At 70.4% G+C, this 19,533-nt stretch carries 17 protein-coding genes; 4 read left to right on the top strand and 13 right to left on the bottom strand.

Annotated features, from left to right (window positions below):
• Window positions 1–14: 14 nt before the first annotated feature.
• Window positions 15–2,405, bottom strand: coding sequence for an FdhF/YdeP family oxidoreductase (locus ncot_RS12110; RefSeq protein WP_168617837.1), 2,391 nt, complete (start codon window positions 2,403–2,405; stop codon window positions 15–17).
• A 53-nt stretch (window positions 2,406–2,458) separates the two neighbouring features.
• Complete coding sequence (locus tag ncot_RS12105; protein WP_168617836.1) at window positions 2,459–3,049, bottom strand: hypothetical protein; 591 nt, start codon at window positions 3,047–3,049, stop codon at window positions 2,459–2,461.
• Window positions 3,050–3,261: 212 nt separating this feature from the next.
• Here ncot_RS12105 and ncot_RS12100 point away from each other — a divergent pair, with 212 nt between their 5' ends.
• The 3 genes from ncot_RS12100 to ncot_RS12090 all read left to right on the top strand — a co-directional run bounded on the left by ncot_RS12100 (window position 3,262) and on the right by ncot_RS12090 (window position 8,075).
• The gene (locus tag ncot_RS12100; RefSeq protein ID WP_168617835.1) at window positions 3,262–5,991 is read left to right on the top strand and encodes a DEAD/DEAH box helicase family protein; all 2,730 of its coding nucleotides are present in this window, start codon (window positions 3,262–3,264) and stop codon (window positions 5,989–5,991) included.
• A 95-nt stretch (window positions 5,992–6,086) separates the two neighbouring features.
• Window positions 6,087–7,364 carry a VWA domain-containing protein gene (locus tag ncot_RS12095; RefSeq protein WP_168617834.1) on the top strand — a complete coding sequence of 426 codons (1,278 nt, stop codon included), beginning with the start codon at window positions 6,087–6,089 and terminating at the stop codon, window positions 7,362–7,364.
• Between the two features lie 150 nt (window positions 7,365–7,514).
• Window positions 7,515–8,075 (top strand): ester cyclase, encoded by a 561-nt coding sequence (locus ncot_RS12090; RefSeq protein WP_168617833.1) that lies wholly within the window; start codon window positions 7,515–7,517, stop codon window positions 8,073–8,075.
• A gap of 39 nt (window positions 8,076–8,114) precedes the next feature.
• Here ncot_RS12090 and ncot_RS12085 read toward each other — a convergent pair whose 3' ends face one another.
• The 3 genes from ncot_RS12085 to ncot_RS12075 form a co-directional block, all read right to left on the bottom strand.
• A complete protein-coding gene (locus tag ncot_RS12085) occupies window positions 8,115–9,293 on the bottom strand; it encodes a luciferase family protein (protein WP_168617832.1) in 1,179 nt (392 codons plus the stop codon).
• Window positions 9,294–9,295: 2 nt separating this feature from the next.
• Window positions 9,296–9,802 carry a VOC family protein gene (locus ncot_RS12080; protein WP_168617831.1) on the bottom strand — a complete coding sequence of 169 codons (507 nt, stop codon included), beginning with the start codon at window positions 9,800–9,802 and terminating at the stop codon, window positions 9,296–9,298.
• Between the two features lie 149 nt (window positions 9,803–9,951).
• On the bottom strand, window positions 9,952–10,527 hold the full coding sequence (locus ncot_RS12075) for an NADPH-dependent F420 reductase (RefSeq protein WP_168617830.1): 576 nt from the start codon (window positions 10,525–10,527) through the stop codon (window positions 9,952–9,954).
• Between the two features lie 95 nt (window positions 10,528–10,622).
• Here ncot_RS12075 and ncot_RS12070 point away from each other — a divergent pair, with 95 nt between their 5' ends.
• Window positions 10,623–11,147, top strand: coding sequence for a MarR family transcriptional regulator (locus ncot_RS12070; RefSeq protein ID WP_168617829.1), 525 nt, complete (start codon window positions 10,623–10,625; stop codon window positions 11,145–11,147).
• Between the two features lie 216 nt (window positions 11,148–11,363).
• Here ncot_RS12070 and ncot_RS12065 read toward each other — a convergent pair whose 3' ends face one another.
• From ncot_RS12065 to egtB, 8 genes are all read right to left on the bottom strand, one after another.
• Complete coding sequence (locus ncot_RS12065) at window positions 11,364–11,909, bottom strand: hypothetical protein (RefSeq protein WP_168617828.1); 546 nt, start codon at window positions 11,907–11,909, stop codon at window positions 11,364–11,366.
• Between the two features lie 50 nt (window positions 11,910–11,959).
• Complete coding sequence (locus ncot_RS12060; protein WP_168617827.1) at window positions 11,960–12,904, bottom strand: hypothetical protein; 945 nt, start codon at window positions 12,902–12,904, stop codon at window positions 11,960–11,962.
• 125 nt (window positions 12,905–13,029) lie between these two features.
• Complete coding sequence (locus tag ncot_RS12055; protein WP_168617826.1) at window positions 13,030–13,896, bottom strand: ATP-binding cassette domain-containing protein; 867 nt, start codon at window positions 13,894–13,896, stop codon at window positions 13,030–13,032.
• The gene (locus ncot_RS12050; RefSeq protein ID WP_168617825.1) at window positions 13,893–14,720 is read right to left on the bottom strand and encodes a zf-HC2 domain-containing protein; all 828 of its coding nucleotides are present in this window, start codon (window positions 14,718–14,720) and stop codon (window positions 13,893–13,895) included. The genes ncot_RS12055 and ncot_RS12050 overlap by 4 nt, the downstream gene beginning before the upstream one ends.
• Window positions 14,717–15,286: an RNA polymerase sigma factor gene (locus ncot_RS12045; RefSeq protein ID WP_206064957.1), complete on the bottom strand. Its 570-nt coding sequence runs from the start codon at window positions 15,284–15,286 to the stop codon at window positions 14,717–14,719. Before ncot_RS12045 ends, ncot_RS12050 begins: the two co-directional genes overlap by 4 nt.
• 164 nt (window positions 15,287–15,450) lie before the next feature.
• Entirely contained in the window at window positions 15,451–16,812 is a 1,362-nt protein-coding gene (locus ncot_RS12040; RefSeq protein WP_168617823.1) for an HNH endonuclease signature motif containing protein, read from the bottom strand.
• Window positions 16,813–17,017: 205 nt separating this feature from the next.
• On the bottom strand, window positions 17,018–18,004 hold the full coding sequence (egtD, locus tag ncot_RS12035; protein WP_206064956.1) for an L-histidine N(alpha)-methyltransferase: 987 nt from the start codon (window positions 18,002–18,004) through the stop codon (window positions 17,018–17,020).
• 105 nt (window positions 18,005–18,109) lie between these two features.
• On the bottom strand, window positions 18,110–19,522 hold the full coding sequence (gene egtB, locus ncot_RS12030) for an ergothioneine biosynthesis protein EgtB (protein WP_168617822.1): 1,413 nt from the start codon (window positions 19,520–19,522) through the stop codon (window positions 18,110–18,112).
• Window positions 19,523–19,533: the final 11 nt, after the last annotated feature.

The raw sequence follows: 19,533 nt of genomic DNA, 5'->3' as shown, positions 1-19,533 counted from the left end.
CGTCGTCTCCGCGCTCAGCTCAGTTGCTGCGGCTCCACGTCGGTCTTGTGGCCCCGGTCGGACCCGATCGGGGCCCCGCGGCCCTCGGAGCTGGCGCCGCCACCGGAGGGGCGCTGCAACCTGATCACCACCGACTTCGACGTCGGGCAGTTGCTGCCCTCGGCCGTCGAGTCGAGCGGCACCAGCGGATTCGCCTCCGGGTAGTACGCCGCCGCGCAGCCACGCGGGGTGTCGTACTCGACGATCCGAAACGCGGGCGCCGAGCGCTCGGTGCCGTCCGTCCACTCGCTGACCAGGTCGACGATGTCGCCGTCCTCGTGGCCGAGAGCAGCGATGTCGTCGCGGTGCATGAACACCACGCGCCGGCCGCGTGAGATCCCGCGGTAGCGGTCGTCGAGGCCGTAGATCGTGGTGTTGAACTGGTCGTGGCTGCGCAGGCTCTGCAGCAGCAGACGGCCCTCGGGGACGTCGATGACCTCCAGCGGCACGGGCGTGAAGATCGCCTTGCCGGTCTCGGTCGGGAACGTGCGCGAGTCGCGGGGCGGGTGGGGGAGGACGAAGCCACCGGGGCGGTCGACCTTCTCGTCGTACGCCGCACAGCCGGGCACCACACGGGAGATGGCCCGGCGGATGTTGCGGTAGTCGGCGCGGTAGTCCGACCACGGGACGGGCCCGTCGGTGCCCAACGTGGCCTCGGCGATCGAGCAGATGATGTCGACCTCCGAGCGCAGGTGTCCGCTGGCCGGGGTGAGCGGGCCGCGCGAGGCGTGCACGGCCGACATCGAGTCCTCGACGGTGACTCGCTGGTCGATGCCGCCGGTGCGGTCCTTCTCGCTGCGACCGAGCGGGGGAAGGATCAACGCGGTCCGTCCGCAGCGCACGTGCGAGCGGTTCAGCTTGGTCGACACCTGCACGGTGAGATCGGCGTTCATCATCGCCTCCTCGGTGACCACCGTGTCCGGGGCGGCCGAGACGAAGTTGCCGCCCATGCCGACGAACACCTTGGCCTTGCCGTCGCGCAGGGCCCGGATCGAGTCGACGGTGTCCCAGCCGTCCTCCTGGGGCGGCCTGAAGCCGTACTCCTCCTCCAGCGCGTCGAGGAAGTGCTGGGGGACCCGTTCCCAGATGCCCATGGTCCGGTCGCCCTGCACGTTGGAGTGGCCGCGCACCGGGCACAGGCCGGCGCCGGGCTTGCCGATGTTGCCCTGCAGGAGGGCGACGTTGGTGAACTCCTTGATCGTGGCCACCGCGTTGCGGTGCTGGGTGATGCCCATCGCCCAGCAGTTCACGGTCGCGCCGGAGTCCATCAGCATCCGCGCGGCCTCCTCGATCCGGGCCCGCTCGAGCCCGGTCGCGCGCTCGACGAGTGCCCAGTCGAGGGCACGGATCTGCTCGGCCCACTCGGCGAACCCCGAGGTGTGCTGCTCGATGAAGTCGCGGTCGAGCACGCCACCCCCGCGGCGCTCGTCCTCCTCCAGGAGCAGCAGCCCGAAGGCCTGCCAGAGGGCGAGGTCACCGTTGATGCGCACCGGCAGGTGCAGGTCGGCAAGGGCAGTGCCGACACCGCTCAGCCCGCGTGGCGTCTGGGGATTGTCGAACTTGAGCAGGCCTGCCTCGGGCAGCGGGTTGATGGCCAGGATCTTCGCGCCGTTGCTCTTGGCGATCTCCAGGGCGCTCAGCATCCGCGGGTGGTTGGTGCCGGGATTCTGCCCGCTGATCACGATCAGCTCGGCCTCGTGGATGTCCTGGAGGCTCACCGAGCCCTTGCCGATCCCGATCGCCTCGGCGAGCGCCGTCCCGGTGGACTCGTGGCACATGTTGGAGCAGTCGGGCAGGTTGTTCGTGCCGAGCTGGCGGGCGAAGAGCTGATAGGCGAAGGCCGCCTCGTTCGACGTACGCCCGGAGGTGTAGAAGATCGCCTCGTCCGGGTCGTCGAGCCCGTTCAGCGTCTCGCCGATCAGGGCGAAGGCGTCGTCCCAGCTGATCGGCTCGTAGTGCGTCGCGTCGCGCCGGCGTACGACGGGGTGGACCAGGCGCCCCTGCTGGCCGAGCCAGTAGTCGGTGTGCTGCTCGAGCTCGTCGATGCTGTGGGTGGCGAAGAACTCCGGCAGCACGTGTCGGTTGGTGGCCTCCTCGGCCACCGCCTTCGCGCCGTTCTCGCAGAACTCCGCCGTGTGCCGGTGCCCCGGCTCGGGGTCCGGCCACGCGCACCCCTGGCAGTCGAAGCCGTCCGCGTGGTTGAGCTTCAGCAGCGACTTGGCGGTGCGGACCGGTCCCATGCTCCCGATCGTCCGCTTCATCGCGACGGCGATGCCCGGGATGCCCACGGCGGAGTCCTTGGGCGGGCGGACGCGCAGGTCGTCCTCGTCGATGTCATGGATGGGGTGCTGCCGCTTGCGTGCCATGGTTCCGATCGTACGCATCTGGGTGACGCAGCGGGGGCCGACCCGAGGAGGGCTCAGGCGGACTCGAACCACGGGTGGTGCAGGTCGAGGAACGTCGCGCCGCGCATCGCCTCGTCCAGGGCAGCCCGGACGTCGGCCGGCGGCTCCACGGCCTCGCCGGTGCGGGCACTGGCCTCGTCGGTGAAGGCGACGGTCTCGGTGAAGGTGCCGTCGTCCTCGATGGCCAGGGTGGCGCCGATGATGTCCGGTCGCATCCGGTGCAGCAGGTCGGTGTCGGCCATCATCGCCTGGAGCCGGCTCGGGTCGTCGACCTTGCCCCTGATCACCTGGACGAATCCGGCGGTGTCGGAGCCACCGTCCAGCATCACCGTGACGTCGTCACAGTCGTGGAACTCGACCGGACCGTCCATGAGCGCCATCATCCGGCCCGCCCAGGCGTCCTGCTCCGGGCGTGCGGAGTTCTCCATGGCGGCCTCACGGGACTCGAAACGCACGACGCCGACGAACATGTCGTCGTCCGTGAAGCCGTAGGTGCCGCCGAGGAAGCCGCGGGCGGTCGGTCCCAGCTCGCTGCGCCACTGGTCTGCCACGGCGCGCAGCTCGTCCTGCTTGGTGCACTTTCCCTGAATGACCTGGATGAACATGGCCGTGCCTCCACGGGTTCTGAGATGCGGGCCCCGATCGTCGTCCAGCCTAGGTTCGGCGGGGCGCGACGGCATCTCCGAAAAAGATGGTTTTCGCGACGCCCCGGGCGGTCGTGCGCTGAGCGGCAGCAAGGTCGGGAGCGTCCGGGGTCGCCGTCGCAAGCGATGACCGGCCACCACGGAACGACCGGGCGGCCTGCGAGGATGCCTCCATGCCCGCCGCCGTCCCGCCACCGTTGCGGCGACACCAGCGCGAGGCCCTCGACGTCCTCGAGGCGGCGTGGGCCGCGGGCCGCACGCGCACGTGGGTGGTGCTGCCACCCGGTGCAGGGAAGACCCGGGTCGGCCTGGAAGCCGTTCGTCGCGCCCCCGGCACGGGCCGCGCCGTCGTCTTCGGCCCGAACACCGCGATCCAGTCGCAGTGGGAGCGGCAGGCGCACGACTTCGGGCTGGAGGCCGGGACCGGCCGTGACCTCGGGCACGAGCTGTCGGCGCTGACCTATCAGTCGCTCGCGGTGTTCGACGCCGACCAGGAGGTGGACGACGAGGGCGAGGAGGCATCGCTGCTGGCGCGTCTGCACGACAACGGACGCGCGCTGGTCGGACGCCTTCGTGAGGCCGGGCCGATCCTGCTGGTCCTGGACGAGTGCCACCACCTGCTCGAGGTCTGGGGGCGGCTGCTCGAGGAGCTGCTGGCCGAGCTTCCCGAGGCCCGGGTCCTGGGCCTGACGGCCACACCGCCCGATGCGTTGACCCGTGACCAGGCCGCGCTGGTGCGCGGCATGTTCGGTGAGAGCCTCTACCAGGCCTCCATCCCGGCGGTGGTCCGCGAGGGTGACCTGGCGCCGTACGCCGAGATGGTCTGGCTCACGACGCCGACCGCCGTCGAGCGTGAGTGGCTGCGCAGTGAGGCGGAGCGGTTCACCGGGCTGGTCACAGACCTGCTCGATCCGGAGTTCGCCAGCATCGGCTTCCTGACTTGGCTGGACCTGCGCTTCCTCAGTGAGCAGGTTGCGTGGCACAGCCTGCAGAAGCGGGATCAGGAGCTCTGTGATGCCGCGTTGAGGATGCACCACAAGGGGTTGCTCGCCCTGCCGATCGGCGCCCGCATGGGAGAGCAGCACCGCCGCGATCCGACGCCCGACGACTGGGTGACCCTGATCGAGGACTGGATCACGAAGGCGCTCAGGCCCGGGGAGGACGATCGTGACGCCGCCGCGGTCCGGGCGGTCCGTCGCGCGCTGCCGTCCGTGGGCTTCGTCTGGACCCGGCGCGGCATCAGGCGTGGGCGTACGCCGGTCGACCGGGTGCTGGCCCGCTCGGCGGCGAAGATGCGTGCCGCGGTGGAGATCGTCACCCACGAGCATGCGGCGCTGGGGGAGCGGATGCGCACCCTGGTCCTGTGCGACCACGAGCGGGCGAGTGCGATGCTGCCCGCCGACCTCACCGGTGTCCTCGACCAGCAGTCGGGGTCGGCGCACGCCGTGCTGGCAGGGCTCGTCGCCGACCCGACCACGGCCGTGATGCATCCGTTGATGGTCACCGGGAGCACGGTTGCCGGTGGCGCCGAGACGCTGCAGCACCTGCGCGAGCACGCGATCGCGGAAGGCATCACCGGCCTGCAGATCGAGGAGGTGGCCGACGGTGCCTGCCAGCTGGCCGGTGCGTGGACGAGTCGCACCTGGGTCCGGGTGGTCACCCACTTCTTCCAGGCCGGGCACTGCCAGGTCCTGGTCGGCACCCGCGCGCTGCTCGGCGAGGGCTGGGACGCCCGCCGGATCACGGGTCTGGTCGACCTGACAGCCGTCACCACGACGACCGCCGTGGTGCAGACCCGGGGCCGGGCGTTGCGGGTGGACCCGCAATGGGGCGGCAAGGTGGCGATCAACTGGTCCGTGGTCTGCGTGGCCGACGACCACCCCAAGGCCCACAACGACTGGGACCGACTGGTCCGCAAGCATCGTGGCTTCCTCGCGATCGACGACGACGGGGACATCGTCGACGGGGTGGCCCACATCGATCCGGAGCTGTCCCCGTTCGCGCCGCCGGCGCCGGACGACTTCGACGCGGTGAACGCGCGGATGCTGGTGCGGGCACAGGGACGAGCCGACCTGCGTGCCCAGTGGAGGGTGGGCGAGCCCTACCAGGACGTCTTCGCGCACACCGTGCGGATCCTGCCCGACCCCTCTCGTCTGGGAGGTGCCGTCGAGCCGGTGCCCGTGGCCCTCACTGCGGAGTCGATCACGCCCTTGGCCAACGGCCCGCTCCGTCCGTCATCGACGCCGGTGCACGTCGGACTCGTCCTGGCCGGGTTGACCTTCGCGGCCGGGTTGCTGACGCAGAGCCTGCTCCCGGTGGCCGTCGGTCTGGTGCTGGGAGTGGTCGCCTGGCTGGTCGGTGACCACCGCACCACGACGTACGGGCGCCAGCTGCTGGCTGCCGCCTCACGCCCACCGGGCGTCAGCCAGATCGCCTGTGCGGTGGCGGAGACGATGCGTGCGCTGGGCCGTGCGTCCGTCGGGGCCGACGGGGTGGTCGTCGAGATCGACCACCGGGGCAGGTACCGCTGTCACCTCTCCGGCGTCGCGGAGCCCGAGTCTGCGGCGTTCGCCACGGCGCTGGACGAGGCGGTCTCGCCGATCGCGGATCCGCGCTACGTCGTACCCCGCTGGGTGGTGGCGCCCGGCCGGACCGATCGGGGACGCGCACGCCTTGCCGTGCTCGGCGGCCTGCAGGCCGATGGTGTCGTCTGGCACGCCGTGCCGACTGCCTTCGGCCGTCGGGCCAAGGACGCACGGGCGTACGCCGACGCGTGGGCGCACTGGGTCGGCGGCGGCGATCCGGTCTTCACCCGGTCGCCCGAGGGCGTCGGCATCCTCGCCGCCCAGCGTGGCGCCGATCCCTTCAACGCGGCCACCGTCATTCGCCGCCACTGGGGGTGAACGCCGCTCCTGGCGGTCACCGCATCTCCGGTGTCGGTGCACGGTGGCATGCTCTTTCCCAGGCGGGCAGGGGCTCGCCGCACAGAGGGGGAAGCATGAAGATCAACGCACTGCTCGACGTCAACCTGGTCGCCCACGAGACGGAGGACGAGGTCGCCGTCCTCCTCGAGCTCGAGGCGCCGCCGGCGGTGGCCGACGAGGCCCGGCCACAGGCCTCCTTCCAGGTGGTGCTCGACCGCAGCGGGTCGATGGATGGTGCGCCGTTGGAAGGCGCGAAGCAGGCCCTCGTGGCGCTCGTGCGCCGTCTCGAGCCGACCGACAACTTCGGTCTGGTCACGTTCGAGAACGAGGCCCAGGTGGTGGTCCCGGCCGGTCCGCTGACCGACAAGGAAGCCACCATCGAGCGCATCATGGCGGTCCGCACGGGCGGGATGACCGACCTCGGCGCCGGCGTCCTGCGCGGCCTGCGCGAGCTGCGTCGCGTCGTCGGTGAGTCCGGCGGCACGGTGCTGGTGGTCTCCGACGGCCACGTGAACTCCGGCATCAAGAGCGCCGACGAGTTCGCCACGCTCGCCGCCAAGGCCTACGCAGAGGGCATCGTCACCTCGACCCTCGGCTACGGCCGCGGCTACGACGAGACGTTGCTGGCGGCCATCGCCCGGTCCGGCAACGGCAACCACGTCTTCGCCGACAACCCCGACGCGGCCGGTGCCGCGATCGCGGGTGAGGTCGACGGGTTGTTGAGCAAGACCGTGCAGGGCGCGGCGCTGACGATCCGGTTCGAGCCGGCCGTCGAGATGCTGCGGCTCTACAACGACCTGCCGGCCCAGCAGATCGGTGACGGCACGGTGATGGTCGAGCTCGGTGACCTGTTCGCCGCCGAGTCGCGCAAGCTGCTGCTGAAGTTCCGGGTGCCGGCGTTGGCGAGTCTCGGCCTCGCCCACATCGCCACGCTCGAGCTGGCCTACGTCGAGCTGCCCGCCCTGGTCGAGCAGACGGTCAGCCTGCCGATCAACGTGAACGTGGTTCCCGGTGACGAGGCCGCGGCCCGCGTCCCCCACCCCACGGTGCACTCGGAGGTGCTGTTCCAGGAGGCACAGGACGCCAAGCGCCAGGCATCGGAGGCCTTCGAGCGCGGTGACGTGCAGGAGGGTCGCAAGCACCTGCGGGAGACCAAGCACCAGCTGGGCCTGGCCCTCGAGGGTGCCCCTGCCGACGTGGCCTCCGGGATCAGGGCCGATCTCGACGAGGTCGACGGGCTCGACGTCAGCGTGCAGGCGATGGGGTCGGCCTACGCCTCCAAGATGAGTCGGGAGTCCTACCACCGCGGCAACCGCAAGCGCGGCCGCACGCCGCGTCCCGACGCGTCCTGACGGGGTCCGGGCGGGGTCCGGGCGGTGGTCCTCGCCCACGAGAACGGTGTGGTCGGACCTCGACGGTGATCTGCCTTGCCCATGAGCCCGGCGACCGCGACGCTGTGGTGACCACGACGCTTTGGTGACCACGCCGCCCGAGGAGACCCGATGAGTCGTTTCGAACTGCCCGCCGAAGCCGTGCTGCGCGCCCGCGAGAAGCTGGTCCTCGACCACTTCCACGACGAGGTGGCCCGGGACTGGGACGCGACACTGTCCACCTTCCCGCATCCGCACTACGAGCTGATCCCGATGATGCGGGTGCACGACGGTGACAGCGAGGTGCGCGAGTACTACCACGACACCCGCGTCGCGTTTCCCGACCAGGACCACGAGATCATCGCGTTCCGTCACACCGTCGATGCGGTGGTCGTCGAGTTCTGGTTGCTCGGCACCCACCTCGGCCCGCTCGGGAAGATCCCGGCGACCGGGTCGAAGCATCGCACCCGGATGACGGCGTACTTCGTCTTCGACGAGCAGGAGAACTTGGTCACCGAGCGGATCTACTTCGACCAGCTGTCGATCCTCAAGCAGCTGATCGGCGGCCTGGACAAGAAGAACCCGAAGGACCTGCTCACCATCGGCCGGGCGGTGGTTGGGCTCCTCGCGATGTCCGGGGGAGAGACCGACCCGAGGTTGGAGAACACGACGCCGCCCGACTTCATCGAGTAGCGGGTGCTCAGCCACCCGCCGGCTCGGTCACCCGACGACTCAGCCACCCGACGGCATCAACAAGGCGCCAGGCTCAGCCGGCAACGTGTCGGACGCGAAGGCGTGGCTGGTGGCCACGATCCCGGCCACGACCTCGAGCTCGGCCTCGTCGCGCGGGCCGAACACCATCGTGAAGCCGAGGCTCAGGCGGCTGCCGGCCCACGGGTGCGGCGTGCCCCAACCCTTGGCGACCACGTCGGCGGCGAGTGCGGCGGGCAGGGCCAGGTGCAAGGAGCCGTCGTACTCGGGGTGCAGGTGGGCGAACTCGCGGACCTCGGGGACCAGGAACGCCTCGTCGGGTCCGGTCGAGCCGCCGAGCACCAGGCCACGGGCGCCGGGGACGGAGATCTGCGAGGGACCGTTGCCGACACCGGGGAGCGTCGAGATCCGGGCCCAGAGCTGCTCCTGGATGGCGGCGGGGGAGGTGTCGCTCAGCTGCTGCTGCGGGATGCTCCACGCCACCTCGGGGCGGGCTCCGGACCGCGGGTGGAGCTGGCCGCCGGGGAGCGTCGGCCACGAGGTCGGGGAGTCGGACGCCGGGTGGGCGGCGACGTACGAGACCCGGGCGCCCAGCCACATGATCAGCTGGTGCAGCGCACCCTGGGTGATGCCGTGGCCGCCCGGGTCGCGGTGCCCCTGCGTGGGCGCGCCGGACTCGGTGTGCAGGTAGCTCCACGTGCGGTCCAGCAGCTCGCGCGGGATCACGTGGTCGTTGTCGCCCTGGGCGACGAACATCGGCACGAGCGAGAGCCGGGAAGGGGTCGTCGGCACGCCGGCCTCGAACGGCAGCGTGCCGTAGAGGATCGCCGCTCCGGCGTAGCGCGACGGGTCGCGCAGCACCAGCCCGCCGGCGAACGCGGCGCCGCCGCTGAAGCCGGCCAGGATCACCGGGCGACCGACGGGTGCGACCTCGTCGAGCCAGGTGGTGAACCACGACATCACGGACTCGAGCGACTCGGCGACGGGCCGGCCGATCCCACGGTTCTGGAACCACGCGTAGCCGCCGCCCTCGGCGATCGGTGCGCGCACGGCGGCGTACGACGCACTGTCGGGCAGGTGCTGGGCGAGCGAGATGATGTCGCGCTCGTTCGAGCCGCGCCCATGGAGGAGCACGACGAGGGGCTGCTCGGGATCGTCGGTGCCGTGGAAGGCGACGACGGGGGAGTCGAAGCTGCTCATGGTCAGGCCTCCTGGGGGACGAGCTCGGATGCGGTGCGGGTGCCGCCCCAGCGGGCGACGTCGGTGGCCAGATCGAGACGCTCGACGGGGGCTGCGTTCTCGAACTCGCCCCAGCTGGCGCGGGGAAGCATCCACATGACCTCGAACTCGTTGCCGTCGGGGTCCTTGCCGTAGATGCTCTTCGTGGCACCGTGGCTCGACTCGCCGGTGTAGGCGTCGAGCTCGGCCAGCGTCATCCGGGCCGCCTCGAGGTCGTCGATGGTGTCGACCTGCCAGGCCAGGTGGTAGAGGCCGATGGCGCCGGGACGACGGGGCGGCTGGTGGCCGACCCCGAAGAGTCCGAGGTCGTGGTGGTTGCCCGAGCGCGGCATCCGCAGGAAGGCCGCGTTCGCGCGCGGCTCACGCGCGACGATCTCCGTGCCGAAGGCGGCCTGGTAGAAGGCGATGCTGCGCTCGAGGTCGGCGACGTAGAGCACGGCGTGGTTGAGGCGAACGGCGGGGATGGTCATGGCGCTTCCTGTGGTCGTGGGTGGCGAGTGCGGGTCCGGTGGTCCGGAGGCGCGGAGGGCTGGTGCGGAGGAATGCTGGTGTGGACGGCTGGAGTGGAGGGCTGGAGTGGAGGGCTGGAGTGGACTGGGGGAGTGGACTGGGGGGCCGATCAGTGGATGACGCCGAAGCCCTCGGTCCAGGCGAGCTTCTCGCGCGCGGCGAGGGAGATCTGCAGGAAGCCGATGGCCTCGAGCTCACGGGCCCGCTTGAGCGCGCCGGCGTCGATGGCCTTGAGTCCGCCGGAGGTGAGCACCTCGGTCAGGGCCGACTTCGCGTCATCGTCGTCACCGGCGATCAGGACGGTGGTGTCCAGCGGACCGACGGTGCCTTCGGCCAGGGTGCTGGCGAAGTTGGTGTTGAACGCCTTGACCACCTTGGCGTCGGGGAGCGCGGCGGCGATCTCGGCGGCCTTGGAGCTGTCGGCCGCGACGACCAGCGAGTCCATCGTGGTGAAGTCGACCGGGTTGGTGATGTCGACGACGACCTTGCCCGCCAGCGAGTCGCCGCGCAGGGCGAGGATCTCCTCGACCGCGGTGTGCGGGACGGCGAGGACGACGATGTCACCGGTGACGGCGACGTCGTTGTCGCTGTGCTGCAGGACCTGGACGTCGTGGTTGCCGCGGGTGGCGACGGCGGCAATCGCCTGGCCCATGTTGCCGCTGCCGATGATCGAGATGTTCGCCATGAGGTGCTCCTTCGGATTTGGTTGTTGTTTTAACTAATAGTGGAACGTTCTCACGAGAATGGTTGTTCCGTCAACTATCTTGTTAGGGTGTGACCATGGCGACATCGCGCTCGACCGAGACACAGTGGCTCACTGACCAGGAACGCGAGACCTGGGTGAGGCTGGTGGCAGTGACCGAGCTGCTGCCCGGACTCCTCGACTCGCAGCTGCGGCGTGACGCGCAGCTGACCCACTTCGAGTACTTCGTGCTGGCGATGCTCTCCGAGGCGAAGGACCTGACCCTGCGGATGACCTCGCTCGCGAATCTCACCAGCGCCACGCTGCCGCGCCTCTCCCACGTCGTACGTCGCCTCGAGGACAAGGGCCTGGTACGTCGCACCCCCTGCCCCGAGGACAAGCGCGCCAGCAACGCCGTGCTGACCGAGGCCGGTCAGGCGCGGATCCGCGACGCTGCCCCCGGGCACGTCACCAACGTGCGCGAGAACGTGTTCGACGCCCTCACGGCCGAGCAGGTCGAGCAGCTGCACGACATCGCCGACGCCCTGCTGGTGAAGCTCGATCCGCACGGACGGCTCACGGCGCTCTATGCCCCGGACACGACGGAGCCAGAGGCCCTGTAGGCCGGAGGACCGGAAGCCCAAGGCCACGAAGGCGGGGGACCGGGAGCCAGAGGCCCTGTAGGCCGGGGACCGGAAGCCCAAGGCCACGAAGGCGGGGGACGGGGAGCCAGGGGCCCGGTGCGTCAGAGGCCCGGTGAGCCGGAGACCCGGGAGCACCAGGCCGTCAGGAACGCCGCCAGGAATGCCGTCAGGAGTCCGCGGCCGGGTCGAGCACCGTCAGGGCTGGACGTGTCGCCGGGGGACGCCACGCAGTGCCAGCATCAGCGCGCCGCCCCACGCGAGGAGCCCCGCGCTCCACCACGTCGTACGCAGGTCCGCAGTCCACGCCTCCACGGGGTACGGCGAGCGGAGCTCCAGGAGCATGCTGAGCACCAGCGGCATCAGTCCCAGCAGCACGACGGCGGCCGCGATCCCACTGCCGGGCCGCGGCACCTGACGTCGACCGAACGCCATCGCGACGAGAGCTGCCCCGCCACCGAGCGCCAGGGCCAGCACTGCCCAGTCGGACCGATCCGAGACGGCCTCGTCTGCGGCCAGCGCCACCAGGCCGGCTCCGCCGATGGCCACGGCCACCGCCACCACCAGGCGCGCCAGTGGCGCCCAGCGTGTGCCGCGGGCGGTCACCGACGTCACCCGCACGGCGGCTTCGTCGAATGCGAAGCCGGCTGCCACCCCGGTCAGCAGGGCGATCAGCGTCAGGCCGATCCCGGTCAGCGTGGACCACTCTGTGATCGCGGCGATCAGCATGACCGTCCCGGCCAAGCACCCCAGTGTGGTCGCCCAGGGGACGGCCCGGCGCAGGTACCAGCCGGTCACCGGATCGGCCCGGAGATGATCATCTCCGGGATGCCGGTGAGGGCGGTGACCAGGAAGAGCACCAGGGCAGCAATCACCAGGCTCCAGTTGATCAGCCGCAATCGCGGCGTGCGCGCGGACCGGTCGTGCCACAGCGCGCCGCCCACGGCGAGCGCACACAGCACCAGCAGGTAGAGCAGATAGGTGGCCGGGTTGCCGGTGAGGATCGCCTGGCAGTGGCCGGGGATGCCCTGCCACTCCTTCCCGTCCGACATCGTGCCGGTGTGGAACATCGACCACGGCACCCAGTTGCGGAAGCTGCCCGCGTCACCGTAGGCGTAGGGCAGTGACGCTGCCTGGTCGCCGAAGGCCAGCACCACTACCGCGACCGCGGTGGCTCCGCGGAACCGCAGCCACCGCCCGATGAGGACTCCGAGCAGTCCCCCTCCCAGGCAGGCAACCGGACCGAGCGCGATCAGGATGCTCCACACCCAGACGTCGTTGACGGTGGAGAACCAGAGCTCGTTGGGGTGCGGCTCGACGATCTGCACCAGCACCAGCGTCGTCACCAGCTGGGCGATCCCGGCCAGGAAGGGGACGACGCAGGCACCGGCGACGGCCAAGGTACGCCGGGACTCGGTGCCCGGAGCCGTGCCCACCGCCTCGACCGCGGCCTCCGTCGAGCGGGTCAGGTGTGCGGCCACGATCAGGCTGGGAAGGCCGAGGAAGAAGGCCGGGATGATCGGCTGGGACAGCAGGTCGTGGGAGTGGTTCACGCCGTCGACGCTCGACTCCGCTGCCGTCGCGAAGAACACCCAGAACAGCGCCACGAACGACGCCACGACAGCCACCAGGAACAGTGGGTGGCGAGCGAAGCGTCGGGCCTCGATGCCGATCATCGACGTGAGGCTGGCAGAGCTCGCGGGTCTGTTTCCGGTGCTCTCGGGCAGGGTGGTGGCCATCGGTTTCTCCTCGGGCGAGATTCGGGTGCGGGTCCGTGACCCGGGGCGGGTGGTCGGCGGGTCAGGTGGTCAGGTGGTCGGGTGGTCGGTGGGGCCGGTGGTCAGGTGGTCGGTGGGTCGGTGGGTCAGGTGGTCGGCAGGGGACTGCCTGCCTGCGGCCCGAGCATCAGCAGGTAGGCGTCTTCGAGTGTCGGTTCGGTGGCGTCGGCGCCGGGTGGGCGGATCCCGCCGACCACGCGGTGACGTCCGGTGCCGGTGCGCCAGGTGACGGCCGCGTCGGGCACTTCGGTGTCGCTCAGCCAGACCTGTCCGGCGGCGGTGTTGACGAGGTCGACGACCGTTCCGTCGAAGCGGACCTCCCCGGCGGCCAGCACCACCACGCGCTCGCAGAGCGCGGCGACGTCCTCGGTCTGGTGGGTCGATATCAGCACGGTGGCGTCGTGCGCGACGACGGACAGGGTGCGCCGCAGCTGCGCGCGCTGGGCGGGGTCGAGTCCGTTGGTGGGCTCGTCGAGCACCAGCAGGGCGGGCGTGCCGATCAGTGCCTGGGCGAGACCGACCCGCCGCCGTTGGCCGCCGCTGAGCTTGGCGATCCGCTTGCCGGCCAGGTCGGCCAATCCGACGAGGTCCAGCACCCGGCGTACTTCCGTCGTGCGGGCGCGCTTGTCGTTCCACTCCTTCAGCACCGCGACGTACTCGACGAAGCCGAAGGTGGTCATGTCGCTGGGATAGCCGAGCTCCTGGGGCAGGTAGCCCAGCCGACGACGGATGTCGGTCAGCTCGGAGTGGCTGGCGTGCGGGTCGCGTTCGAGCAGCCGTACGCCGCCCCGGTCTGCGGCGATGCTGGTGGAGACGATCCGCAGCAGCGTGGTCTTGCCGGCGCCGTTGGGTCCGAGCAGCCCGGTCACGCCCGTGCCGAGGACGAGGTCGATCTCGTTGAGTGCGGGGGTGCCGCCATAGTTCTTTCCGACGCCGGTCAGCTCGATGTTCACAGGACTGCTCCGATCTTGTGGGTCAGCACCGAGCGGACCTTGAGGACGACGACGGCGGCCACGGCCAGTCCGAGGTAGGCGAGCTGCTGGGTGGTCTCCACCGGCCAGGTCGGCGGAAGACCGCGGGAGGCCCCGAGCACCAGCCCGATCCACAGGACCGCCACCACGGGTGCCGCGAGCCGCGGGCCGACGAAGCTGGCCAGCGCGAGCAGGGTCGGGATCATCGCGAGCGCGGGCCCCAGCCAGCTGGCCGCAACCCACACCGGACCGGGCAGGCTCAGCCCGAGCAGCATGGCGATCGGCACGGTCAGTGTCAGCACGGCGATCGTGCGGGCCAGGATCAGTCGGGTCCGGCCGTACGGTGTGGTGACGGCCAGCGCCTCGAAGGGCTCGTCGGCCGGCCCGTAGGAGGTGGCGACACCGATCACCGGGACCAGTGGGGCCACGACCAGGAACGGCCACAGTGCCGTGTCGTGGGCGATCTGGCTGGCCAGCGCGGCGAACGCCAGGGCGATGATGCCGCCGATCACCCAAGCCCAGCGCAGGCTCGCGGTGGCCGCCAGCAGGATGGTCGTGGGCTCTCCGAGACCCAGCCTGCGGGCGACGCGGAACAGGCGGGGGAGCGGCGGACTCTCCACGCCTGCCCGCACACCTGCCCAGCCCTGCTCGAGCATCGGTCGTTCGACAAGGGGGCGCAGCTTTCCACGACAGGTCGCGCAACGGTCGACGTGCCGTTCCAGTGAGGCACCCAGGATCGCGTCCAGACGGCCGTCCACATAGGCGCTCAGCAGCTCCGGGTCGGCGTGCCAGGTCGAGGTGCTCATTGCCATCCCTCCAGGCGTACGTCGGCGAGCGATCCGCGCAGCTGGGCCTTGGCCCGGTGCAACCGGGTCTTCACGGTGTTCGCACGGACCCCCAGCAGTCGGCTGGCCTCACGGGTGGTGAGGCCGTCCAGGACGCAAGCCTGGACGACCGCGCGGAACTCGGGAGAAAGCCGACGCAGCGCCGCGCCGAGGTCGCCGTACTCGACGTCGAGCAACACCTCGTCCTCTGCCGCAGGCACCGCTTGGTCGTTGCCGGTGTCCCACTCGGGCAGCAGCACGAGCTGCTTGCGTTGTCTCAGCCGGGAGACCATCCGGCGGAAGGCGATGCCCCAGAGCCAGCCGGCGACGTCGCCGTCGTTGCGCCACTTCTTGGCGTCCCGCCACATGGCGAGGAACGTGTCCTGGACGACGTCGACGACGACTTCGCGGTCGTTGCAGCGGCGCATCAACCGCGCGGTGAGCCACGGTGCGTGCCGGTCATAGAGCTCACGGACCGCGCTGAGGTCACCATCTGCTGCTTGGTGCAGCAGGACGGCGTCCTCGAGGACTTCGGCGTTGGTCTCCACATCCTCACTGTCGCAGCGGAGAGTGCGAAAGGTTCCCGAAACGGACAAAACGTTCGGACGCACTGGTCCCATGTCGACCAGTCAGGTGCCCCGGTCCGTGCGCTGAGCTGAGCAACGTCGTTCGGGTGCCGGTCGCACCGTCCACGGGTCGCAGGGAGCTCGGCCTACGTCCGCTTGTTGAACCGGACGTCGCCGTTGGCGAGGTGTTTCACCCGATAGGCGTCGTCGTGGATGCGTTGGTGGTGGAACGAACACAGCAACATGCCGTTGGCCAGATCCGTCGGTCCACCCTGGGACCATGCGGTGCGGTGGTGGGCCTCGCACCAGGTGCTGGGGATCGAGCAGCCAGCGGCCTGACAGCTGGGGTGCGCCCGAGCCAACGCGAGTCGTTGCTCGACGGAGAAGAGTCGACGACTCGAGCCGAGATCGAGGACCGCAGAGTCGCCGCCGAGAACTGCGGGAAGGATCTGTGCGGTGCAGGCGAGTCGGCGTACGTCGCTGGCGGCGAGCCGACTTCCGTCGGGCAGGGTGCCGATGCCGAGCTGTTGGGTGAGGGTGTCGAACTCGGTGGTGATCACCAGGGTGGTGGCCATGCCACCGTGCTTGGGGAGCCGGTTGGGGTCCTGGCCCTCGAGGAAGGCGCACAGTGCTTCGCCCAGCAGGCGTTCGCGGGGGAGTCGTTCGCCGGTGTCGGGGTCGCGGTAGCGCGATGAGATCGCGCCGTCGGCCAGGTTGCCGAGGGACCGGTCGCCCACGGATCCAGGCGATCCTGGTGGTGAGCCAGCGCTGTTGGCCTCGTGGCGCGGCGAGGTGTAGGCGTCGAGGATGGTCTTGAGTCGCACGGCCAAGGAGTCGGGGACGCGCGCCCGGATGTCGGTGGAGCCGTCACCCCGCTTGCGCATGCTGAGCCGCGCCTCGGCGCGGGCCTTGCGGAGCTCGGTCTCGAGCTTCTTCAGCTCGGCGTCGTCGAAGCCGTCAGGGTCGATGACTTCGAGGATGCGGTCGCTCAGGTTCTTGATGCCGCTGGGGTCGAAGTTGGGGCATTCTCCGACCAGGTGTTCTTCGGCCTGCACGAGGACCTCGGGTGTCATGTCCTCGAGTCGGCGCAGCTCGTTGAGGCAGCGGACGATGAGCTTGGCCTGGGCCAGGTTGGCGTCGCCGCGGGTGATGGCATCGGCCAGGATCGGGTAGTGCAGGTTGAGGTCGCAGGCGAGGTGCTCGGCGGCCTGCTCGGTGGCGGGAGTGTTGCGGGTGTGGGGTGCGAGCCAGGAACCGACGCTGCGTGCACCGTCGGCCTCGGCCACGTCGTGGGAGTTGGCCATCACCGACATCCGGAGCGCTTCGGCCTGGTCGATCGCCCGGGTGAGCTCGATCAGGACCTCGCGCTTGACCTGGACCGGCGCGAACAACGGGTCGATGCCCTCGACGTCCTTCAGTGCCGACCTGATGTCGTCGACGCAGCGCAGCAGCGGGTGACGGACCGGACCGGGTCCGTCCTGCGGTGGCGCGTCGTCGAGCATCGTCATGGAACCGACGCTATGCCGGATCCGCGACCGTTTCCCGGGCCGGTCGCCCTGCTGTGGACAGGGCGAGGACCCGACAGAGCTGTGCACGGAAACCGGCGCTCGACGGGCGCAGACAGGGCTGGCGTGGACCAATGACCGGCGACTTCCGGCTACCGCAGCGCGGTCTCTTCTTCACCCCGGGGTGGTGGCGTACGCCGATCGCGCGTCAGCGGCGGGCGAGCAGGAGCGCGAAGTCGCCGGCCGGGTCGGTCCACCAACGCTCCGGGTGCAGGCCGGCCGCGACCAGCTCGGGCTCGATCCGCTCCCGACGGAACTTCGCGGAGATCTCGGTGCGCAGCTGCTCGCCCTCGTCGAAGGTCACCTTCAGGTCGAGGGCGGACAGGCAGGCACTGATCGGGCGCCGGGCCCGCAGCCGCATCTCGATCCACTCGTTCTCTGCGTCCCACAACGCGATGTGCTCGAAGTCGCCGGGGTCCAGGTCGCCGTCGAGCTCGCGGTTCAGCACCGTGATCACGTTGCGGTTGAACTCGGCCGTGACGCCGGCCGCGTCGTCGTACGCCGTCATCAGACGGCTCGGATCCTTGACCAGGTCGATGCCGAGCAGGAAGGTCTCGCCGGGGCGCATGGCGGCGGCGAGGTTGGCCAGGAAGACCCGACGCTGCTCCGGCGGATAGTTGCCGAGGGTGCCACCCAGCAGCGCGATCAGCCGGCGCCCGGGGGCGGGGAGCTGGTCGAGGTGGTGGTCGAAGTCTGCGACCGCGCCGTGCAGGTCGAGGTCGGGGTAGTCGCGTCGGAGCCCGGTCATCGCGTCCTCCAGTGCGCCGGCGCTCACGTCCACCGGGACGTACGCCGACAACCCGCCGCTGCGCGTCATCGCGTTCAGCAGCATCCGGGTCTTCTCGCTCGACCCCGACCCGAGCTCGAGCAGCGCCTCGGCGTCGGCGACCTCCGCGATCGAGTCGGAGCTCGCCACGAGGATCGCGTGCTCGGTGCGGGTCTGGTAGTACTCCGGCAGCCGGGTGATGTCCTCGAAGAGCTTGCTGCCGCGGTCGTCGTAGAAGTACTTCGGTGGCAGCCACTTCGGTGTCGCGCTCAGCCCGGCACGGGCGTCGGTCTCGAGCCCGGCTCGCAGGTCCGCCGGGGTGAGCAGGACGTCGAGGCTCGCCTCAGAGCTGGCGTGATCGGTGGACACGGTGCCTCCTCAGGCATTCTCATGTGGGCTGGTAGAGCCGGTGTTGGCGACCCGGTGCGGCGTACTCCCAGATACCCAGATCGAGTGGTGTCAGCCGGAGCACCCTCACCGTGGTTGCGGGGCACCGCCGTCCGCGAGGCGTACGCCGGTCAGCGGCCACCGCGCGCCGGGTGGGAAGAAGTTCCGGTACGACGCCCGGGCGTGGCCCGGTGGGGTCAGCGCACAGCCACCGCGCAGCACCATCTGGCTGGACATGAACTTGCCGTTGTACTCACCCAGTGCACCGGCGGTGGGGTGGAAGCCGGGGAAGGGCAGGTAGGCCGAGGAGGTCCACTCCCAGCAGTCGCCGAAGAGCTGGCGCAGCTCGCCGTCACGAGGTTCACCTGCCGCGCGGGGGTGCCACGACTCGGTGTCGGCCAGGTTCGCGGTCAGCCCCGAGGAGCGTTCCTGCAGCCGCGCGGCGTTCTCCCACTCCGCCTCGGTGGGCAGTCGTTTGCCGGCCCAGGTGGCATACGCGTCGGCCTCGTAGTGGCTCACGTGGCACGCCGGCAGCTCCGGGTCGACCGGGCGGGTGCCGGTCAGCGTGTGCTCGAACCAGACGCCGTCCCGGTCGCTCCAGTACGAGGGCGCGGTCCAGTCGTCGGCCTGCACCCGGGCCCACCCGTCGCTGAGCCACAGCTCGGGCCGCTGATAGCCGCCGTCCGCCATGAACGCCAGCCAGTCGCCGTTGGTGACCAGGCGGTCGGCGAGGCGGTAGGGCTCGAGCCACTGCTGGTGGCGGGGGAGCTCGTTGTCGAAGCAGAAGTCACCGTCGAGGGAGCCCTCGTGACCGATCTCGACCAGCCCGCCGTCGTAGTCGCGCCAGTTGAGGGCGCCCGAGACACCGCCGCCGGCGGGACTGCTGGCGGGACTGCCGTTGGGGTTGCCGGTGGCACTGCTGGTGGCACTGCCGGCGGGACTGCTGGCGGGGTTGCCGGTGGCACTGCTGGTGGGACTGCTGGCGGGGCCGACGGCGTACGCCGGATCGAGCGGGTTCAGCGAGAGGACGTGCTTGATGTCCATCAGCAACAGCTCCTGGTGCTGCTGCTCGTGGTGGAAGCCGAGCTCGATCGTCGGCGCCAGCTTGGTCAGCGTGCCCTCGTCGAGGGTGGCGATCAGGTCCCGCATCCGATCGTCGACGTTGCCGCGGTAGACGCCGACGTCGTGGGCGCCCGGACGGCTGAGCACGCCGCGGATGGGTCGCGACCAGCGCGGGCCGACGGCTTCGTAGTAGCTGTTGAAGAGGAACCAGTACGTGTCCTGGAACGGTGCGAAGCGCGGCTCGTTCTCGGCGAGCACGAACGTCTCGAAGAACCAGGTGACGTGCGCCCGGTGCCACTTGGTCGGCGACGTGTCCGGCATCGACTGAACGGTCTGGTCCTCCGGTGAGAGAGGGGCAGCCAGTCGCTCTGTGTGAGCCCGCACGTCGTCGTAGCGGGTAGCCAGTGAGGTCACGTCGATGCTCGCGGCGTCGCTCATGTTTCCACTCT

Source organism: Nocardioides sp. JQ2195, from assembly GCF_012272695.1.
Taxonomy (GTDB): domain Bacteria; phylum Actinomycetota; class Actinomycetes; order Propionibacteriales; family Nocardioidaceae; genus Nocardioides.
Note: the sequence above shows the minus strand (reverse complement) of the source record. Positions and strands in the feature narration are given on the sequence as shown.

Coding starts and splice junctions, on each gene's coding strand:
- ncot_RS12100 (WP_168617835.1), top strand. CDS start 3,262: ATGCCCGCCGCCGTCCCGCCACCGTTGCGGCGACACCAGCGCGAGGCC.
- ncot_RS12040 (WP_168617823.1), bottom strand. CDS start 16,812: ATGACGATGCTCGACGACGCGCCACCGCAGGACGGACCCGGTCCGGTC.
- ncot_RS12105 (WP_168617836.1), bottom strand. CDS start 3,049: ATGTTCATCCAGGTCATTCAGGGAAAGTGCACCAAGCAGGACGAGCTG.
- ncot_RS12075 (WP_168617830.1), bottom strand. CDS start 10,527: ATGGCGAACATCTCGATCATCGGCAGCGGCAACATGGGCCAGGCGATT.
- ncot_RS12095 (WP_168617834.1), top strand. CDS start 6,087: ATGAAGATCAACGCACTGCTCGACGTCAACCTGGTCGCCCACGAGACG.
- ncot_RS12110 (WP_168617837.1), bottom strand. CDS start 2,405: ATGGCACGCAAGCGGCAGCACCCCATCCATGACATCGACGAGGACGAC.
- ncot_RS12090 (WP_168617833.1), top strand. CDS start 7,515: ATGAGTCGTTTCGAACTGCCCGCCGAAGCCGTGCTGCGCGCCCGCGAG.
- ncot_RS12085 (WP_168617832.1), bottom strand. CDS start 9,293: ATGAGCAGCTTCGACTCCCCCGTCGTCGCCTTCCACGGCACCGACGAT.
- ncot_RS12060 (WP_168617827.1), bottom strand. CDS start 12,904: ATGGCCACCACCCTGCCCGAGAGCACCGGAAACAGACCCGCGAGCTCT.
- ncot_RS12080 (WP_168617831.1), bottom strand. CDS start 9,802: ATGACCATCCCCGCCGTTCGCCTCAACCACGCCGTGCTCTACGTCGCC.
- ncot_RS12050 (WP_168617825.1), bottom strand. CDS start 14,720: ATGAGCACCTCGACCTGGCACGCCGACCCGGAGCTGCTGAGCGCCTAT.
- egtB (WP_168617822.1), bottom strand. CDS start 19,522: ATGAGCGACGCCGCGAGCATCGACGTGACCTCACTGGCTACCCGCTAC.
- ncot_RS12070 (WP_168617829.1), top strand. CDS start 10,623: ATGGCGACATCGCGCTCGACCGAGACACAGTGGCTCACTGACCAGGAA.